We start from the raw sequence: 19,145 nt of genomic DNA on the forward strand, positions 1-19,145 counted from the left end.
ACAGCCATCGACGTGGGAGGTCATGATGAATTTGTTGCTATGGACGTTGCAGGTGGCGCTCGCCGCGCTCTTTGCCGCGTCGGGCCTGGCCAAGATCAGTCAACCGAAAGATCGGCTGATCGCCAGCGGACAAACGGGCGTCACGCCGTTCCCCTTACCGGTGATCCGTGTCACCGCGTTCTGTGAACTGCTGGGCGCCATCGGCATTGTGTTGCCCCGGCTGGTCGGTATCGCGGCGTTCCTCACCCCGCTGGCGGCTTTCGGGTTCGCGATCGTCATGGTGGGCGCCATCGGCTCGCACGCATACCTTCGCGAACCACGCAACGTCGCCGCGACCGTCACGATCTTCGCCGCCGCCGTCACGGTGGCCGTCGGCAGGGCGCTCGGCCTGTGAGCGGCCACCCGTTCCGTCGCGCCGTGGAAGCCGGCGAATTCAACCGCATCGGAAGCCTATTCGCGCCCGACGCGGTGCTGCACAGCCCCATCGCGCACCGGCCCTATCGGGGGCCGGACGTGATCGCAACCATCGTCTCCGCTGTCGCCCACGTGCTGACGGGCTTTCGCTTCGAAAAGGAGCTCTCCGGTGTGGGCACCGGCGATCACGCGCTCATGTTCAGGGCCGCCGTTGCGGACCTGGAAATCCAGGGCTGCGACTTCGTGCACACGCGCGCGGACGGCCTCATCGACGAGATCACCGTGATGGTCCGCCCGCTGAGGGCGGCGACGGTGTTCGCCGAACGGATGCGCACGGCCCTGGGCGGCTAGCGCAGCCGCCGGGTGACGCGGGAGAGGGCCAGCGCCCCAACGGCTCCCATCGCCATCGCGGTCAGCGTCTGCCGCGTGCTGATCCCCTCATCGGGTTGCACGCGCGGGGCGATGATCGCCGGGGCGGGCGGTGCGACGTGGCGGGTGCGCGGGTGATCGGATGCCGTCGCCGCCCACGCCGTGCAGAAGAGCACGAGATACGAGGTGATATATGCGAACACCATCAGACCCAGCACCGGGCCGAACGTGGCGCCCGCGGGGCTGCGCAATACCACCCGCAGATAGATGGAACCCACCTGCTTGAACGCTTCGAACCCGACGGCCGCCATCAGCGCGCCGCGCGCCGAGTCGGCCAGGCTGACCTTCTCGCGCGGCAGCCGGGCGATCATCCAGGTGAACAGCATCCACGAGATGGCCGTGGAGATCACGATCGACAACAGCCAAAACAGCCAATCCAACACCGAAAGCTGCGGCACCCCAAGCCATTTCAACAGTGCAGCAAGGGGCGCGTCATGGCCCACGGTGGTCAGCCCGACGGTGGCCACGATCACCGCGAATGTTCCCAGCATGGCCAACAGATCGGAAAGCTTGTTGCGCACGAAGCCCGGCGACTCGATGCGCTCGTCCCACCACATCTCCGTCAACGCCTGGCGCAGATGCGATATCCAGCCCAGACCCGCCCACACCGCGGTGGCCAGGCCGATGACACCCACCGACGCCCGCGCATTGATCGCCGAGTTCATCAAGTCGAGCAGCTGATCGCCCAGGGCGCCGGTCACCTGGGACCGGATGTGGTCGTCGATCGTTTTCAGCAGTTCGGGCCGCCTGGCCAGGATGAACCCGAAGGCCGCGAAACCGACCATCAACAAAGGGAATAGCGCGAAGATCGTGTAATAGGTGAGGCCGGCCGCGAAGAACCCGCCGTTGCGGTCGTCGAAGCGCTGGTAGGCACGCAGGACGTGGTCGAGCCAGCCGTACCGGGCCCGCAGCCGGTCGAGGGCACCCGCCTTGGCCGGCTCGCTCATGGTGAACTCATCCTCGCTGCGGAAGGAAACCTAACCGATCGTAGACCCGCCGAACGGTTTGGCCGGCCACATCCTCGGCCCGCTGGGCCCCGGCCGCCAGGATCCCCTCCAATTCGGCTGGGTCAGCCAGCAATTCGTCGACGCGGGCCTTGATCGGGCTGACGAACTCGACGACCGCTTCGGCGGTCTCCTTCTTCAGGTCGCCGTAACCCCGTCCGGCGTAACCTTCCACGAGCTTGTCGATGCCGACGCCGGTGACCGCGGACTGGATGGTCAGCAGGTTGGACACGCCCGGCTTGGCGTCGGTGTCGAAGCGGATCTCGCGCTCGCTGTCGGTGACCGCCGAGCGAATCTTCTTCGCGGACGCGGCGGGATCGTCGAGCAGGTTGATCAAGCCGGCATCGGTGGCCGCCGACTTGCTCATCTTCGATGTCGGGTCCTGCAGGTCATAGATCTTGGCGGTGGCCTTGGGGATCAGCAGGTCGGGAACCACGAACGTGTCGGGGAACCGGCTGTTGAGCCGCTGCGCCACGTCGCGCGCCAGCTCGAGGTGCTGGCGCTGGTCCTCGCCCACGGGCACCAGCTCGGCGTCGTAGGCCAGGACGTCGGCGGCCTGCAACACCGGATAGGTGAACAGGCCCACGGTGGTGGAGTCGCCGCCCTGGCGGGCCGACTTGTCTTTGAACTGCGTCATCCGCGAGGCCTGCCCGAAGCCGGTGAAGCAGCCCAGCACCCAAGCCAGCTGGGAGTGCGCGGGCACGTGGCTCTGCACGAAGATCGTGCTGCGGGCGGGGTCGATGCCGAGCGCCAGGTATTGGGCGGCCGTGGCCAAGGTCCGGCGGCGCAGCGCGTCGGGATCCTGGGGGATGGTGATGGCGTGCAGGTCGACCACGCAAAAGAACGGCTCGTGATCGTCCTGCAGCGTGACCCACTGGGTGATGGCACCCAAGGCGTTCCCCAGGTGAAGCGAATCGGAGGTGGGCTGCACGCCGGAGAAAATCCGGCGGGATCCGGTAGCGGTGCTCATGATGCACCGATCTTTTCACGCGGGCCTTTCCGGGGACCCGCCACCGCCGAGTGTGCGGCTAGCTTCACACTCGCCGCCGAGTGTGCGGACAGCTTCACGCTCGCGAGCCGGGCGGTGCCCCGACCTCGCGGAGCTCCGCTCGCTTGCGGTACCGGCGGTACCGCCTTTAATGTCGGCGGTATGGGGAGCAAGAGGACGAACAGCAACACGGGGACGCGGCCACCGATCCACCTCGGTTCGGGAGAGCCGGTTCTGTTGCTGCACCCGTTCCTGCTGTCCCAGGCGGTCTGGGAGGACGTCGCCCGGCGGTTGGCCGACACCGGGCGGTACGAGGTCTTCGCCCCGACGATGGCCGGCCACAACGGCGGGCCGCCCGCGGGGACCTGGTTCCTGTCCTCGGCGGTGCTGGCCGACCACGTGGAGCACCAGATGGACGAGCTGGGCTGGGATACCGCCCACATCGTCGGCAACTCGCTGGGCGGCTGGGTCGCGTTCGAACTCGAGCGGCGCGGGCGGGCGCGCAGCGTGATGGGCATCGCCCCGGCCGGCGGGTGGACGCGCTGGAGCCCGGCCAAGTTCGAGGTGATCGCCAAGTTCATCCTGGGCATTCCGCTGCTGGTGCTGGCCTGGCTGTTCGGCCCGAAGGTGATGCGACTGCCGTTCAGCCACCGGCTGGCCACCTACGCGATCAGCGCAACGCCCGAGGGGGTCAGCGACTCTCAACTGCTCGGCTGCATCGACGACGTCGCCCACTGCCCGGCGTACTTCCAGCTGCTGGTCAAGTCGCTGCTGCTGCACGGCCTGCAGGAGCTGGCCGAAAACGCCGTCCCGGCGCACCTGGTGATCTGCGAGAAGGACCGGATTGTGCCCGCACCCAGGTTCAGCCGGCATTTCACCACCCATTTGCCCGACGACCACCAGGTCACCGAGCTCGACGGCGTGGGGCACATCCCGATGTTCGAGGCGCCCGAGCGCGTGGCCGAACTGATCACCGAATTCCTCGACGAGTGCACCACCGCCAGCCGGGGCGCCAACCCGTCGGCTAGTTAGTCAGCGTCTTTTCCAGGTTCTCGGCGATCGAGTTGAGGAACTCCTCGCTCTGCTGCCATTCCTGGTCGGGGCCGATGAGGATGGCCAGGTCCTTGGTCATCTTGCCGCTCTCCACCGTCTCGACCACCACGTTTTCCAGCGTCTGGGCGAACTCGATCACCTCCGGGGTGTCGTCGAGCTTGCCGCGGTGCTGCAGCCCACGCGTCCAGGCGAAGATCGAGGCGATCGGGTTCGTCGACGTCGGCTTGCCGGCCTGATACTGCCGGAAGTGCCGGGTGACGGTGCCGTGCGCGGCCTCGGCCTCGACCGTCTTGCCGTCGGCGGTCATCAGCACCGACGTCATCAGACCCAACGATCCGTAGCCCTGCGCGACCAGGTCGGACTGGACGTCGCCGTCGTAGTTCTTGCAGGCCCACACGTAGCCGCCCTCCCACTTGAGGCAGGCGGCCACCATGTCGTCGATCAGCCGGTGCTCGTAGGTCAGCCCCTCGGCCTCGAACTTGTCCTTGAACTCCTCGTCGTAGATGCGCTGGAACTCGTCCTTGAACATGCCGTCGTAGGCCTTGAGGATGGTGTTCTTGGTGGACAGGTACACCGGCCACTTGGCGTTCAGGCCGTAGGCCAGCGAGGCGCGCGCGAAATCCCGGACGGATTCCTTGAAGTTGTACATCCCCATCACGACACCGCCGTCGTCGGGGATGGACACCACTTCGTGCACCATCGGCTTGCTGCCGTCCGACGGTGTGAACGTGATCGAGACGGTGCCCGGCTTGTCGACCTTGAAATTCGTCGCCCGGTACTGGTCACCGAAGGCGTGCCGGCCGATGACGATCGGCTTGGTCCAGCCCGGCACCAGGCGCGGCACGTTGGAGATCACGATCGGCTCGCGGAAGATGGTGCCGCCCAGGATGTTCCGGATCGTGCCGTTAGGCGACAGCCACATCTTCTTCAGGTTGAATTCGGAGACGCGGGCCTCGTCGGGTGTGATGGTGGCGCACTTGACGCCCACCCCGTGCTTCTTGATGGCGTACGCGGCGTCGATCGTCACCTGGTCGTTGGTGCGGTCGCGGTTTTCGATGCCGAGGTCGTAGTAGTCCAGGTGGATGTCGAGATGCGGCAGGATCAGCATGTCCTTGATGAACTTCCAGATGACGCGGGTCATCTCGTCACCGTCGAGCTCGACTATGGGCCCCTTGACTTTGATCTTGTGTTCGCCTGACATATCGAGCCCGACTTTCTCTTGGCGGCCCCTTGACCTTACGAGCCTTGCGAAGCGGCTAGCGCCTCATTGAACGTCTTGCTCGGCCGCATCACCGCAGTCGTCTTCTCGCTGTCCGGGTAGTAATAGCCACCGATGTCGACCGACTCGCCCTGCGCCTCGGCGAGCTCGGCCACGATGGTGTCCTCGTTGTCGCCCAACGACTTGGCCAGCGCGGCGAAATGCTCGCGCAGCTCTTCGTCGTCGGATTGCGCGAGTTCGGCGGCCCAGTACAGCGCCAAATAGAACTGGCTGCCACGGTTGTCGAGTTCGCCGGCCTTGCGCGACGGACTCTTGTTGTTCTCCAGCAGCTTGCCGATCGCCGCGTCCAGCGTCTTGCCCAGTATCTTGGCGCGCTCGTTGTCGGTCTTGATCCCGATGTCTTCGAAACACGCTCCGAGCGCGAGGAATTCACCGAGGGAATCCCAGCGCAGATGGTTCTCCTCGAGGAGCTGGTGCACGTGCTTGGGCGCCGAACCGCCCGCCCCGGTTTCGTACATCCCGCCGCCGGACATCAGTGGCACGATAGACAGCATCTTGGCGCTGGTGCCCAGCTCGAGGATCGGGAACAGGTCGGTGAGGTAGTCGCGCAGGATGTTTCCGGTCGCGGCGATGGTGTCCTGGCCGCGCATCGCGCGCTCCAGCGTGTACCGCATGGCCCACACCTGCGGCATGATGTTGATGTCCAGGCCCTCGGTGTCGTGTTCCTTCAGGTAGGCCTTGACCTTCTTGCGCAGCTCGACCTCGTGCGGCCGTTCGGTGTCCAGCCAGAACACCACCGTCATGCCCGAGTTCCGCGCCCGGGTGACGGCCAGCTTGACCCAGTCGCGGACCGCCTCGTCGGTGACGATGGGCATCCGCCAGATGTCGCCCTCTTCCACGTTCTGGGTGAGCAGGACTTCCCCGGTGTCGAGGTCGACGATGTCGGCGACACCGTCCTCGGGGATTTCGAACGTCTTGTCGTGCGAGCCATACTCCTCGGCCTGCTGCGCCATCAGGCCGACGTTGGGCACGGTGCCCATCGTCGTCGGGTCGAACTGCCCGTGGGTTTTGCAGAAGTTGATGATCTCCTGGTAGATCCGCGAAAAGGTCGACTCGGGGTTGACGGCCTTGGTGTCCTTCTGCCGACCGTCGGCGCCCCACATCTTGCCGCCCGCGCGGATCATCGCCGGCATCGACGCGTCCACGATCACGTCGCTGGGCGAATGAAAGTTGGTGATGCCCTTGGCCGAATCGACCATGGCCAGCTCGGGGCGGTGTTCGTGGCAGGCGTGCAGGTCGCGGATGATCTCCTCGTGCAGCGAGGCGGGCAGCGACTCGATCTTGTTGTAGAGGTCGACCAGTCCGTTGTTGACGTCGACGCCGAGCTCGTCGAACAGCTCCTGGTGCTTGGCGAAGGCGTCCTTATAGAAGACCTTGACGGCGTGGCCGAAGACGATGGGATGCGACACCTTCATCATGGTCGCCTTGACGTGCAGCGAGAACATCACGCCGGTCTCGTAGGCGTCCTCCATCTGCTCTTCGTAGAACTCGACCAGGGCCTTCTTGCTCATGAACATGCTGTCGATGACGTCGCCCTCGCGCAGCTCGACCTTCGGCTTGAGCTCGAGGGTCTTGCCGGCCTTGGTCTGAAGCACCATCTTCACGTTGCGCGCGCGGTCCAGCGTCATCGACTTCTCGCCGTGGTAGAAGTCGCCCTTGCGCATGGTCGCGACGTGGGTGCGCGAGGCAGGCGACCACTCCCCCATGCTGTGCGGGTGCTTGCGCGCGTACTCCTTGACAGCCTTTGGCGCGCGCCGGTCCGAGTTGCCTTCTCGCAGAACCGGGTTGACCGCGCTGCCCAGGCATTTGCCGTAGCGGGCGCGGATTTCCCTCTCCTCGTCGGTCTTCGGACTCTGCGGGAAGTCCGGAATCTTGAAGCCTTTGCCCTGCAGCTCCTTGACGGCGGCGATCAGCTGGGGCACCGAGGCGCTGATGTTCGGCAGCTTGATGATGTTGGTGTCGGCGAGCTTGGTCAGCTTGCCCAGCTCGCCCAGGTTGTCCGGAACCCGCTGCTCTTCGGTCAGGTCTTCTCCGAACTCGGCAAGGATCCGGGCGGCGACGGAGATGTCGCTGGTCTTGATCTGGATGCCCGCCGGCTCGGCGAAGGCGCGCACGATCGGGAGGAACGCGTAGGTCGCCAGCAACGGCGCCTCGTCGGTCAGTGTGTAGATGACGGTCGGCTGTTCGGCGCTCACGGTCCCTCTCCCGGCGTGGCAAATCTTCGAATATCGGTCAGATCTCTGGGGGGCTCAGCGTTCTTCCCGCCACGTTATCAAGGGCGTTTGGCCAGGTGTCGACCCGCCATTGGCACGAAGTCGGCACAGTAAGCTAATCTTCGTATTGGTCATGAGTGCCAGCATCAAGCCCCGGCTTGCTGGCCGGCAACCCTCCAACCGCGGTGGGGTGCCCCGGGTGATGACCAGGTCTAGTAGCCACAGGCTGCGCGGCAAGCGCGGGTCCGCCATAACGGACCCCTGACTAGAGGGGAAGACGTGATGTGCACATATCCAACTCCTTCGGATCGGCCGGTGTGTCGAATCGTGTCGCGCTGCTAACCCGCAACCCCGATACCCGATTCGCCAATCTCGAAGCAGAAAGCAAACCCACGTGAGCCCCGACAACAGCAGCACCAGCAACGACGACACCGACCCGACCGCCCGCTGGTCGTTCGAGACCAAGCAGGTGCACGCCGGTCAGCAACCGGACCCGGCGACCAACGCCCGCGCCCTGCCGATCTACCAGACCACGTCCTACACGTTCGATGACACCACCCACGCCGCCGCGCTGTTCGGGCTGGAGGTTCCGGGCAACATCTACACCCGGATCGGCAACCCGACCACCGACGTCGTCGAGCAACGCATCGCCGCGCTCGAGGGCGGTGTGGCCGCGCTCTTCCTGAGCTCGGGGCAGGCCGCTGAGACCTTCGCCATACTGAACCTCGCGTGTGCCGGGGATCACATCGTCTCCAGCCCGCGGCTCTACGGCGGCACGTACAACCTGTTCCACTATTCGCTGGCCAAGCTCGGCATCGAGGTCAGCTTCGTCGACGACCCCGACGACCTGGACTCCTGGCAGGCCGCCGTGCGACCGAACACCAAGGCGTTCTTCGGCGAGACCATCTCGAATCCGCAGATCGACGTGCTGGACATCCCCGGGGTGGCCGGCGTCGCCCACGCAAACGGGATACCGCTGATCGTCGACAACACCATCGCCACGCCCTACCTGATCCAGCCGTTTTCGCACGGCGCCGACATCGTGGTGCACTCGGCCACCAAGTACCTCGGCGGGCACGGCTCGGCGATCGCCGGTGTCATCGTCGACGGCGGCACCTTCGACTGGACGCAGGGCCGCTTCCCCGGATTCACCACGCCCGATCCGAGCTACCACGGCGTGGTGTTCGCCGAGCTCGGCCCGCCGGCGTATGCGCTTAAGGCGCGCGTGCAACTGCTGCGTGACCTTGGCTCCGCCGCTTCGCCGTTCAACGCGTTCCTGGTGGCCCAGGGCATCGAAACGCTGAGCTTGCGCATGGAGCGCCACGTCGCCAACGCGCAGCGCGTGGCCGAGTACCTGGCCGGCCACGACGGCGTGTTGTCGGTCAACTACGCCGGCCTGCCCGCCTCGCCGTGGCACGAGCGCGCAAAGAAGCTGGCGCCCAAGGGAACCGGTGCGGTGCTGGCGTTCGAGCTGGCCGGCGGGGTCGAGGCCGGCAAGGCGTTCGTGAACGCCCTGAAGCTGCACAGCCACGTCGCCAACATCGGCGATGTGCGCTCGCTGGTGATCCACCCGGCGTCCACCACCCACGCGCAGCTGAGCCCGGCCGAGCAGCTGAGCACCGGGGTCAGCCCGGGACTGGTGCGGCTGGCCGTCGGCATCGAGGGCATCGACGACATCCTGGCCGACCTGGAGCTCGGGTTCGCCGCGGCGCGCAAGTACGGTGCGGACGCGCAAACCTCGGGCGCCGACCCGCAAGCCGTGGCGGCGTTCTAAGGGCCCCGGCGATGACGATCTCCGACGTCCCCACCCAGACGCTGCCCGCCGAAGGCGAGATCGGCCTGGTGCACATCGGCTCGCTGACCACCGAGAGCGGCGCGGTGATCGAGGATGTCTGCATCGCCGTTCAGCGCTGGGGTGAGCTGTCGCCCAACCGCGACAACGTGGTGGTCGTGCTGCACGCGCTGACCGGCGACTCGCACATCACCGGCCCCGCCGGACCCGGGCATCCCACCGGCGGTTGGTGGGACGGCGTGGCCGGCCCTGGCGCGCCGATAGACACGGACCGCTGGTGCGCCGTGGCCACCAACGTGCTGGGCGGTTGCCGCGGTTCGACCGGACCGAGCTCGCTAGCCCGCGACGGAAAGCCTTGGGGCTCACGGTTTCCGATGATCTCGGTGCGCGACCAGGTGGAGGCCGACATCGCCTCGCTGGCAGCACTCGGGATCGACGAGGTGGCCGCCGTGGTCGGCGGATCCATGGGCGGCGCAAGGGCTTTGGAGTGGATGGTCGGTCACCCCAGCCGCGTCCGGGCCGGCCTGCTGCTGGCGGTCGGTGCGCGGGCGACCGCGGACCAGATCGGCACACAGACCACGCAGATCGCGGCCATCAAGGCCGACCCGAATTGGCAGGGCGGCGACTACCACGGCACCGGCCGCACACCGGACACCGGCCTGACCATCGCCCGCCGCTTCGCCCACCTGACCTACCGCGGGGAAGCTGAGCTCGACACCCGGTTCAGCAACGACAAGCAGAGCGTCGAAGACAGCCGGTATGCCGTGCAGAGCTACCTGGAGCATCAGGGCGACAAGCTGCTGGCCCGCTTTGACGCGGGCAGCTACGTGACGCTGACCGAGGCGCTCAATAGCCACGACGTCGGTCGCGGCCGCGGCGGTGTGCGCAAGGCCCTGAGCGGTTGCCCGGTGCCGGCCGTGGTCGGCGGCATTACCTCCGACCGGCTCTACCCGCTGCGATTGCAGGAGGAGCTCGCCGAGCTGCTGCCGGGTTGCAGCGGCCTGCATGTTGTCGAATCCATCTGCGGGCACGACGGTTTCCTGGTGGAATCCGATGCGGTCGGCGAGCTGATCCGCAAGACGTTGGATTTGGCCGACGCGGAGGACGGCGAAGGCGCGTGCCGGCGGTGACCCGCTCTCGCCACGACCGCTCCCTGTCGTTCGGTTCGGCGGCCGCGGCCTACGAGCGGGGCCGCCCGTCCTATCCCCCGGAGGCCATCGACTGGCTGTTGCCACGCGGCGCGCGCCAGGTGCTCGACCTGGGTGCGGGTACCGGCAAGCTGACCACCCGGCTGGTGGAGCGCGGGCTGGACGTGGTGGCCGTCGACCCGATTCCCGACATGCTGGAAGTGCTGCGCACCTCCCTGCCGGAGACCCGGGCGCTGTTGGGCACCGCGGAGGGAATCCCGTTGCCGGACAACAGCGTCGACGTCGTGCTGGTCGCGCAGGCGTGGCATTGGGTGGACCCCGAGCGCGCCATTCCCGAGATCGCCCGCGTGCTGCGCCCGGGCGGTCGGCTGGGCCTGGTGTGGAACACCCGCGACGAGCGGCTGGGCTGGGTGCGGGAGTTGGGCGACATCATCGGTTCCGACGGCGACCGGGGCCGCTTCGACGTCACGCTGTCCGAGTCGTTCACCGAGCCGGAGCGTCACCAGGTCGAGTGGACGAATTACCTTACGCCGCAAGCCTTGATCGACCTGGTCGCATCGCGCAGCTACTGCATCACCTCGCCGACCGAGGTCCGCACCAGGACACTGGAGCAGGTGCGCGAGTTGCTCGCCACCCATCCGGCGCTGGCGAATTCGACCGGGCTGGCGCTGCCCTACGTCACCGTCTGCATCAGGGCGAGGCTGTCCGAGTAGGCCGAACTAAGGCCCATCGTCATCATCCTCATCCCGTAGCAGCTTCTCGGGGTGGTGAAGTCCACCCTCAGAAATCGCCATAGATGCACACTCGCGCAAATGATTTCGGATCAGTCGTCGACCAGGCTGAGTATCGGCGCCGGCACGGGACCAACCACTTCGGGGGCGCGAGCGTCAACGCCGGCGGGTGCGACCCGCGCGATCCGTGACTCGATGTCGTAGGGCACGATGATTGCCGTCGCACCGCGGACGCGGCTGACAACACGCGCCATTTTGTCCGCCGTGCGGTCGTGCAGTAGCCGGCCCAAGAGCGGCGAATAGGTGCGCCGCGGCAACAGCACCGTCACCCTGGTGTCCGGATGGTCCTTGAGGACGCGCACCACCAATTCGTGTGCGGCGCGGCTCAGATGGCGATCCGGACAGTTGATCAGCCACAGCGGGGTGTGGTGCTCAAAGCGATCCCAACGCTCGCGCAGCCGCACGGCATGGTCGACGTCGATCACGAAGTGCACCGCGGTGAGCTCGTCGGCATGCAGCCCATAGCCGAGACGCACCGCCTCGATCTCGGCCAGGTCGATCGTGTCCACGAACACCAGCACCTGCAGCCGCGGGTGCCGCCCGAGGTCAAGGTCTTCCGTGCGCGACATCTCCAGCACGGACGCCTCGTCGCGGTATTTCCGGTTCAGCCGCATCAAGGCCAGCACCAGCAACGGGAAGATGACGACGATGAGCCACGCGCCCTCGGTGAATTTGGCCACCACGAAGATTCCCACCACGAGCGTCGACATGATTCCCGCCGACAGATTCACCACCAACTTGAATCGCCGCCCCTGCCCGCGCCGGGTCAGATGGTGCTTGGCCATGCCGTAGCCGGCCATCGCGAATGCGGTGAATACGCCGATCGCGAAGAACGGCACCAACGCACTCACCTTGGCTTCGGTGACGATGAGCAACACCATCGCCAGCGCGGTCAGCACGAAGATGCCGTTCGAGAACACCAGGCGATGGCCGCGTTTGGTCAAGGGGCGAGGCAAGAAGCGGTCCTCGGCAACGAAACTCGCCAGCGCGGGAAAGCCGTTGAAGCTGGTGTTGCAACCCGTGAACAGGATCGCCGCGGTCGACGCCTGCACCAGGAAGTAGAGCACATTCCCGATCACGCCGTGGCCGAAGACCGCCCGGGCGATCTCGGACAACATCGACGGGTATTCATCGCGATAGGGTGCGGCGTGGGTGACGTGCGTCAGCCACGCCACGCCCGCGAGCAGGAAGCCGAGGATGCAGGCCATCCACGTCAGCACCCGACGGGCGTTGACGCCCTGGGGTTTCTGAAAGACGTTGACGGTGTTCGACACCGCCTCGACGCCGGTCAGTGAGGTACCGCCGTTGGCGAAGGCGCGCAACACGATCAGGAGACTCGCCCCCATGACCAGGCCGCCACCCTGATGAACCGGCACTGCGCCCACGATGTGCTGCGGATCGTATCTCGGTAATCCCCAGAATATTTCACGAACAAAGCCGGTCAGGATCGTCACCGTGATCATGCCGACGAAGGCATAGGTCGTCATCGCGAACGTGCGCCCCGATCGTCGTAGCCCGCGCAGGTTGGCCAGGCAGATCAGGACCACCGCCGCGAGCGTAATCTCCAGGTGGTAGGGCCGTAGCTGCGGGATCGCCGACACCACCGCCACCGTCGCGGCCGCGGGCTGCACCGCCACGGTGACCACGTAATCGATGAGCAGCGCGGCCGCCGCGACCTGCGCCACCCGCGGTCCGAAGTTCTCCCGTGCGACCGTGTAGGACCCGCCGGCCCGCGTGTAGACCATGACCACCTGCCGGTACGACGCGGCCACCAACGCGAGGACCACCAGAATGACTCCGGTAATCGGAAGCACCAACGCGAAAGCCGCCATCCCGGCGGCCGGCAGCAGTTCGATCATGATCTGCTCGGTGCCGTACGCGGTCGAGGAGATCGCGTCGGGTGACAGTGCGCCGAGTGCAACGGGATTCGACAATCTCTCGCCGTCCAGCTGGTCGGTGGTCAACGGCTGGCCGAGGAAAAGCCGCTTGCACTTATCGGTAAAGGAGAGCGGTATCCCGCCACTCGGTTGCGTCACAGCATCCCTTCCTCGAAGGCTTTCCAAACGATTTAGATCCAGTGCCGGCCCGACTCGTGGCCGGATGACGTCATCCCGCGCGGGTGACCTCGGCGATGCGGGACTCGATGTCATACGGCACGATCTGCGCGACCGCACCGGGAATGCGGCTGACGGCGCGGGCGATCTTGTCCGCCGTGCGGTCGTGCAACAGCCGGCCGACGAGCGGCGAATAGGTTCGGCGCGGCAGCAACACGGTCGCCTTGGTGTCCGGATGGTCCTTGAGCACCTGCAGCACCAACTCGTGGGCGGCGCGCCCCAGGTGCCGATCGGCACAGTCCACCAAACGAAGGGAGGTGTCGTGTTCGAATATCTCCCAACGCTTCTGCAGCCGGGCGGCATGATCGGCGTCGATCACGAAATGCACCACGGTCAGCTCGTCGGCGTGCAGACCGTTGCCATATCGCAGCGCTTCCACCTCCGCGAGGTCGATGGAATCCACGAAGACGAAGACCCGGTGCCGGGTGTAGCGGGCCAGGACCGGCTTTTCCGTGCGTGACATCTCCAGCACGGACGCCTCCGCGCGGTACTGCCGGTTCAGTCGCATCAGCGCGAGCACCAGCAGCGGGAAGACAACGACGATGAGCCAGGCGCCCTCGCTGAATTTGGCGACCGCGAAAATCCCCACTACGACGGTCGACAGGATCCCCGCGGAGAAATTGACCACCGCCTTGCGCCGCCAGCCTGGGCCGCGCTTGCTCAGGTAGTGCTTCGTCATCCCATAGCCGGCCATGGAGAATCCGGTGAACACACCGATCGCGTAGAAGGGCACCAGCGCATCAACCGAGCCCCCGGTGATGAGGAGCAACGCGATCGACAGGGCGGTCAGGGCGATGATGCCGTTGGAGAAGACCAGGCGATGGCCGCGTTTCATCAGCGGACGCGGCAAAAACCGGTCCCCGGCAACGAAACTCGCCAGCGCGGGAAAGCCGTTGAAGCTGGTGTTGCCGCCGGTGTAGAGGATCGCCGCGGTCGACGCCTGCACCAAGATGTAGAGGACACTGCCGATTGCGCCGTGACCGAAGACGGCCCGGGCGATCTCGGACAACATGGACGGGTAGCCGTCCGTGTAAGGGACGGCGTGGGTCACGTGCGTCAGCCACGCCACGCCTGCCAGCAGGAACGCGAGGATGCAGGCCATGATCGTCATGACTCGCCGGGCGTTGATGCCCTCCGGCTTGCGGAAAGTGGTGACCGTGTTCGATATGGCTTCGACTCCGGTCAGTGATGAGCCACCGTTGGCGAACGCGCGCAACACAATCAGAACGGTCGCGCCCATCACCAATCCGCTGCCCTGGTGGACCGGCACCGCTCCGGTGATGTGCTGGGGATCGTATGTCGGCAGGCTTCCGCTCAGCTCGCGAATGACTCCGACAACGATGGTCAGCGACACCATGGCCACGAACGCGTAGGTAGGCAACGCGAAACGGGCTCCCGCTTCGCGCAGACCGCGCAGGTTCGCAAAGCACATCAACAACACCATGCCGACGGTGATCTCAAGGCTGTAGGGGCCCAGCACCGGTAACGCCGAAGCCACCGCGACGGTCCCCGCGGCGCATTGCACGGCGACCGTGACCACGTAGTCGATCAGCAGTGCCGCCGCGGCGACCTGCGCCACCCGAGGGCCAAAATTCTCCCGCGCGACCACGTACGATCCGCCGGACCGCGTATAGACCATGACAACTTGGCGATACGACGCCGCCACCAGCACCAGGATCAGGAGAATGACGCCGGTGATGGGAAGCAGCAGGGCGAACGCCGCCATCCCGGCCGCAGGCAGCAGTTCGATCATGATCTGCTCGGAGCCGTAAGCGGTCGAGGAGATTGCGTCGGGCGACAGCACCCCGAGCGCGACCGGGTTCGACAACTTTTCGTGTTCGAGCTGCGAGTTGATCAGGGGCCTGCCGAGAAGGCCCCGCTTGCACACGTCGGACAGCGATGACCATGCCCTGTGCTCGCCGGGCCGCCCGTCAGCCAAAGATGTTGGCACCGCGCATATTCCTTCCCCCACCTGTTTGAAACGTCTTCCCCGAGCCATGATGCTCGCCGAAAGCGTATCTGCCGCAATTGTTTTTGTCGCCCTACCTCTATCGGCCAGCAACGATAAACACAGGAAATTGTCAGAAGAATTGCCAGCACACTCTCAGCGCGTGACTTGGATGTAACAAAGACGGCGCCATTGGTAATAAACGCTCATACTTCGCGTTGATTGGTGTGCCGCGCCAAGGGTGTTGTGAGGTAACGCACTTCGTCTCAAAACAGATTTCGCACGCGTCGTCCGATATGGACAGTAAACGCACAGGCAGGTTAAAGGTGTTGTACAGCAGCCCTTCTGGACGCCATCGCGACGCTTCCTTTATATCATTTGACACAATCCGCACTTGTAAAAATTGACTTTTACTGCGCTCCAGGCTATTCAGAGCGCGAATCGCCAGCGGCGCGGTGCGCTTGATTGGAGGACAGACGCGTTCGCGCCCGCCGCATCCTGAATCTGTCTGTTAGCATCGAATTCGATCTTCATTTCCTTGGAGTAGCGCGCGATACCCGCCTCAGCAAAGTAAGTGCTTGTGCCACATGGGTTTCGCGCCACTGCTCGTGATCAATGTCGAATGAGGGGTAGCCGTGATTCGCGGAGGAGTGGAACGTCATGACCCAGTGCATCATCGTCAGCGGTGATGACGCGCTGGCGTCGACCATCGTCGACGAGTTGAAGAGGGCTGGCGCGAGCGTCGCGCGGCTCCTCGATTCGGAACTCGCCGGCGCCCGCGTCAAGACCGAACTCGCCAGGGCGGGAGTCGCCACGGCGTCGGCTGTGGTGTGCGCCGGAGATGACGACGCGACGAATTTGGAGATTGCGCTGCTGGCGCGGAAGGCCAACCCGAACATCCGCGTGGTGGCCCGGGTGGCCAATGACGTACTGCGCGAGGCCGTCGCCGCGGACGAGGGCCCGAGCGCGATCCTCGGCGTTGCCGACCTCGCCGGCGCCGCGGTGGTCGAGGCTTGCCTGGCGCGCACCACGCACCCGTTCGAGGTGGCAGGGATCGACTTCGTCGCCTTCGGCGCCGAGGCTCCGTTCGATGCGTCGCTGCGGGAGATCTACGGCGACCTGGCCCCGGTGGCGATGGTCCACAACGAAGACGCCGCCAACGCCGGTGAGGTCGTCGTATGCCCGGGACGGGATCTGCGGGTGGGCGCCGGCGACTGGACGGCGATGATCGGCACCACCGAGGAGGTCGCCGCCTGCGGAATCAAGGTTCCACGTCAGGCGCGAAGGCGCGCACGCCAGTCACGCTTGCGCCGAATCTTGTACGCCGCGCGCGCCCTGCCCGACGAGGTCAACCCCGCGTTCTATCCCGTGATCGTCGCGCTCATGTTTCTGGTCGTCGGCTCGACGACGCTGCTGCATTACTCCTACACCCACCCGGGGATGTCCTGGACCGACGCGTTCTACTTCACCAACGAGACGATCACGACGACGGGCTACGGCGACTTCAGCTTCGCCAAACAGCCCACCTGGCTGCGGCTCTACGCCGCCGTGCTGATGCTGGCCGGCGTGACCACCACCGCCCTGCTTGTCGCGTTTATCGCCGACGTGCTGCTATCGCGACGCTTTCTCACGTTGTCCGCACGCCCACGGGCACGCCACCTGCGCAACCACATCATCGTGGTCGGGTTGAGCGCGCTCGGGGTCCGGGTCGTCACCGACCTGACCGAGGCCGGTTACGACGTGGCGGTGATCGAGCGCGACCAGGGCAATCCCTTCCTGTCGACGACGGCCGAGCTCGACGTGCCGGTCATCTTCGGGGACGCGACATTACGCCCGACCCTGGAAGCGGCCCGGGTCGACAGTGCCCGCGCGGTCGCGGTGCTGACCCGAGACGACATGGTCAACATCGAGACCGGGATCGTGGTTCGCGAAATGTTGGGCTCCGCGCCGGCCCCACTGGGCAATCGATGGAGCAAGGTCCCGCTGGTCCTGCGGGTGTACGACCATGACCTGGGATCCGCGGTCGCCCAGCGGTTCGGCTTCGAAAACGTCCGGTCGACAGTCGAACTGGCCGCACCGTGGTTCATCGGCGCAGCGATGGGCCTGGAGGTGCTGGGCACGTTTTCGGTCGGCAACCGATCGTTCCTGATAGGCGGAATGTACGTGCAGGCCGGCAGCGAACTCGACGGGCTGCAGATGTTCGAAGTTTCCACCCAAACGCGTGTTATCGCAATCACTCGGGAGGACGCCCCGGTTCGGCTGCACCCGCGTCGCGACTCCCGGCTCAGCGCCGGTGACACCGTTTACCTGGTCGGTCCATACCGAGAACTCATCGCCACCCTGCGCAAGGGGCAGCCCCTGCGGCGGCCGGCCGCCGACGGATCAAGCACCGAAGGTGATTGTCGTTGCGCCGAAACTGAAATGGACGCCGATGTGTCGAATGAAGACAACGTTCGACGCCTCCAGCCGGTCAGAGAGGGGCGCGGCGTAGCGAGCCATTGACCGCAAAACCCACTGATCCGAAACGTCGCGGCGCAGGCTGAGCCGCGCCGTGCCAAAAATTCATTGAGGGGGAGACCTTTGTCGTCCATCGCTGGGGGGATTGCCGCTTACCCGGTCAACCCGGACTCGTTCAAATAGGCCGGCGGTGCAATGGATTTCGCGACGCTTCCGCCGGAAGTCAACTCGGGCCTGATGTATGCCGGTCCGGGTTCGGGACCAATGCTTGCCGCCGCCCAGGCATGGGAATCGGTTGCAGCAGAGCTGTATACCGCCGCCGGCTCGTACGAATCGGTGGTCTCCGCTCTCATCGCCGGACCATGGCTGGGTCCCTCATCGGCCATGATGGCCGCCGCCGCCAACTCCTACGTGTCGTGGTTGAACGCGACCGCCGCGCAGGCGGAGCAGACCGCTACGCAGGCCATTTCGGCCGCCGCGGCCTATGAGGCAGCGTTCGCGGCAACCGTGCCGCCGCCGGAGGTCGCGGCCAACCGGAGCCAGCTTGCGATGTTGGTCGCCACGAATCTGTTGGGGCAGAACACGCCTGCGATCGCCGCGACCGAGGCTCAGTACGGCGAGATGTGGGCGCAAGACGCCGTCGCGATGTACGGCTACGCGGGATCCTCGGCCGCGGCCACGCAGATGACGCCGTTCACGCCACCGCAGCAGAACACCGATTCGGGGGCACAGGCCAATGCGCTCAGCCAAGCCGCCCAGCTGCCCGCCGGGTCCACCCAGAGCGTGGTCTCGAGCGCCGCGGGGTCGGTGAGCTCGGCGACTGGGGCGGCGTCCGCGCTCGGCGTGAACTCGCCGTTGGACCTGATCAACGTCGGCGCCGACGCCATTGCGTACGGAGTCGACGCCCCATTGGCCCCGCTGGGGGCGGTATCCATGCCCATCGACCTGGTCGGTGCTGAAACCGGTTTGCACACCGATGACATCGTCAGTGATTGGGATGCGAATGGCGCGCCCGTCTCGATAGTGCGGGGGGTGACGCCGGCCGTTCCGGCGACAACCCCGAACGTGTTGTCAACGACGACGTCGGCGGGGCTGGGCGAGGCGGACTCGATCGGGCGGCTCTCGGTGCCGCCGACCTGGGCGGCAGGCACGCCGGCGGTACGCCCGATCGCGCTCGCGTTGCCCGCCGCGCCCGCCGGTGCCGCCGCCACGGCGGTGGTACCCGGTTTCGAGAGCACGTTCGGCGAGATGGCCCTGGCCGGCACGGCCGGACGCGCCATTCGCGACGCCGTCGGCCGGCGTGACCATAATCAGCGGATCGCGAAACCCGTTGGCAGGCAGGCGATCAGCGAGCGGCCTTCCGATGCGGATGAGGACGTGCCCGCGGAGAGCGAGCCGCGCACCGTGGTGACGGGGATCGCCGCCGAGATACGCGAGTTCGCCCGGTTGCGCGACGAGGGACTGATATCCGACGAGGAATACGTCGAACAACGGAATCGTCTGCTCGGCCGCTGA

Annotated in this window: 12 protein-coding genes, 2 pseudogenes and 1 riboswitch; of the genes and pseudogenes, 8 read left to right on the top strand and 6 right to left on the bottom strand. The window is 66.0% G+C overall.

Features of this window, described 5'->3' with window-relative positions; genetic code table 11:
• Positions 1-25 precede the first annotated feature (25 nt).
• Together A5756_RS00900 and A5756_RS00905 are read left to right on the top strand one after the other, a co-directional pair.
• Positions 26-394, top strand: coding sequence for a DoxX family protein (locus tag A5756_RS00900; protein ID WP_066945909.1), 369 nt, complete (start codon positions 26-28; stop codon positions 392-394).
• Positions 391-765 carry a nuclear transport factor 2 family protein gene (locus tag A5756_RS00905; RefSeq protein WP_066945421.1) on the top strand — a complete coding sequence of 125 codons (375 nt, stop codon included), beginning with the start codon at positions 391-393 and terminating at the stop codon, positions 763-765. The genes A5756_RS00900 and A5756_RS00905 overlap by 4 nt, the downstream gene beginning before the upstream one ends.
• On the opposite strand, the gene yhjD is transcribed toward A5756_RS00905, so the two are convergent.
• Together yhjD and trpS are read right to left on the bottom strand one after the other, a co-directional pair.
• A complete protein-coding gene (yhjD, locus tag A5756_RS00910) occupies positions 762-1,790 on the bottom strand; it encodes an inner membrane protein YhjD (protein ID WP_066945424.1) in 1,029 nt (342 codons plus the stop codon). The two genes, A5756_RS00905 and yhjD, sit on opposite strands and share 4 nt — an antisense overlap.
• Before the next feature lie 7 nt (positions 1,791-1,797).
• Positions 1,798-2,817, bottom strand: coding sequence for a tryptophan--tRNA ligase (trpS, locus tag A5756_RS00915; protein ID WP_066945427.1), 1,020 nt, complete (start codon positions 2,815-2,817; stop codon positions 1,798-1,800).
• A gap of 252 nt (positions 2,818-3,069) precedes the next feature.
• Between trpS and A5756_RS00920 the strand changes: the two genes are divergently transcribed.
• Entirely contained in the window at positions 3,070-3,867 is a 798-nt protein-coding gene (locus A5756_RS00920; protein ID WP_066945912.1) for an alpha/beta fold hydrolase, read from the top strand.
• Here the strand turns inward: A5756_RS00920 and A5756_RS00925 are convergent.
• Complete coding sequence (locus A5756_RS00925) at positions 3,860-5,089, bottom strand: NADP-dependent isocitrate dehydrogenase (RefSeq protein WP_066945430.1); 1,230 nt, start codon at positions 5,087-5,089, stop codon at positions 3,860-3,862. The genes A5756_RS00920 and A5756_RS00925 overlap by 8 nt on opposite strands.
• Positions 5,090-5,124: 35 nt before the next feature.
• Complete coding sequence (locus A5756_RS00930) at positions 5,125-7,362, bottom strand: NADP-dependent isocitrate dehydrogenase (RefSeq protein WP_066945434.1); 2,238 nt, start codon at positions 7,360-7,362, stop codon at positions 5,125-5,127.
• A 147-nt stretch (positions 7,363-7,509) separates the two neighbouring features.
• Positions 7,510-7,626, top strand: a riboswitch (SAM riboswitch).
• Positions 7,627-7,774: 148 nt separating this feature from the next.
• Between A5756_RS00930 and A5756_RS00935 the strand changes: the two genes are divergently transcribed.
• From A5756_RS00935 to A5756_RS00945, 3 genes are read left to right on the top strand one after another with little or no spacing between them, the layout of a single operon-like run.
• Complete coding sequence (locus tag A5756_RS00935; protein WP_066945437.1) at positions 7,775-9,154, top strand: bifunctional o-acetylhomoserine/o-acetylserine sulfhydrylase; 1,380 nt, start codon at positions 7,775-7,777, stop codon at positions 9,152-9,154.
• 11 nt (positions 9,155-9,165) lie between these two features.
• Positions 9,166-10,302: a homoserine O-acetyltransferase gene (locus A5756_RS00940; protein WP_066945441.1), complete on the top strand. Its 1,137-nt coding sequence runs from the start codon at positions 9,166-9,168 to the stop codon at positions 10,300-10,302.
• Complete coding sequence (locus A5756_RS00945; RefSeq protein WP_066945914.1) at positions 10,299-11,033, top strand: class I SAM-dependent methyltransferase; 735 nt, start codon at positions 10,299-10,301, stop codon at positions 11,031-11,033. The genes A5756_RS00940 and A5756_RS00945 overlap by 4 nt, the downstream gene beginning before the upstream one ends.
• Positions 11,034-11,143: 110 nt before the next feature.
• Here A5756_RS00945 and A5756_RS00950 read toward each other — a convergent pair whose 3' ends face one another.
• Both A5756_RS00950 and A5756_RS00955 read right to left on the bottom strand, forming a co-directional pair.
• Positions 11,144-13,147 carry an APC family permease gene (locus A5756_RS00950; RefSeq protein ID WP_082959101.1) on the bottom strand — a complete coding sequence of 668 codons (2,004 nt, stop codon included), beginning with the start codon at positions 13,145-13,147 and terminating at the stop codon, positions 11,144-11,146.
• An 88-nt stretch (positions 13,148-13,235) separates the two neighbouring features.
• Positions 13,236-15,164, bottom strand: a pseudogene (locus A5756_RS00955) (APC family permease); the annotation flags it as partial.
• Between the two features lie 669 nt (positions 15,165-15,833).
• Between A5756_RS00955 and A5756_RS00960 the strand changes: the two are divergent.
• Both A5756_RS00960 and A5756_RS00965 read left to right on the top strand, forming a co-directional pair.
• Positions 15,834-17,543, top strand: a pseudogene (locus tag A5756_RS00960) (NAD-binding protein); the annotation flags it as partial.
• Positions 17,544-17,825: 282 nt separating this feature from the next.
• Positions 17,826-19,145 (top strand): PPE domain-containing protein, encoded by a 1,320-nt coding sequence (locus tag A5756_RS00965; RefSeq protein ID WP_066945443.1) that lies wholly within the window; start codon positions 17,826-17,828, stop codon positions 19,143-19,145.

The sequence above is a fragment of the Mycobacterium sp. 852002-53434_SCH5985345 genome (assembly GCF_001667155.1).
Taxonomy (GTDB): Bacteria; Actinomycetota; Actinomycetes; order Mycobacteriales; family Mycobacteriaceae; genus Mycobacterium.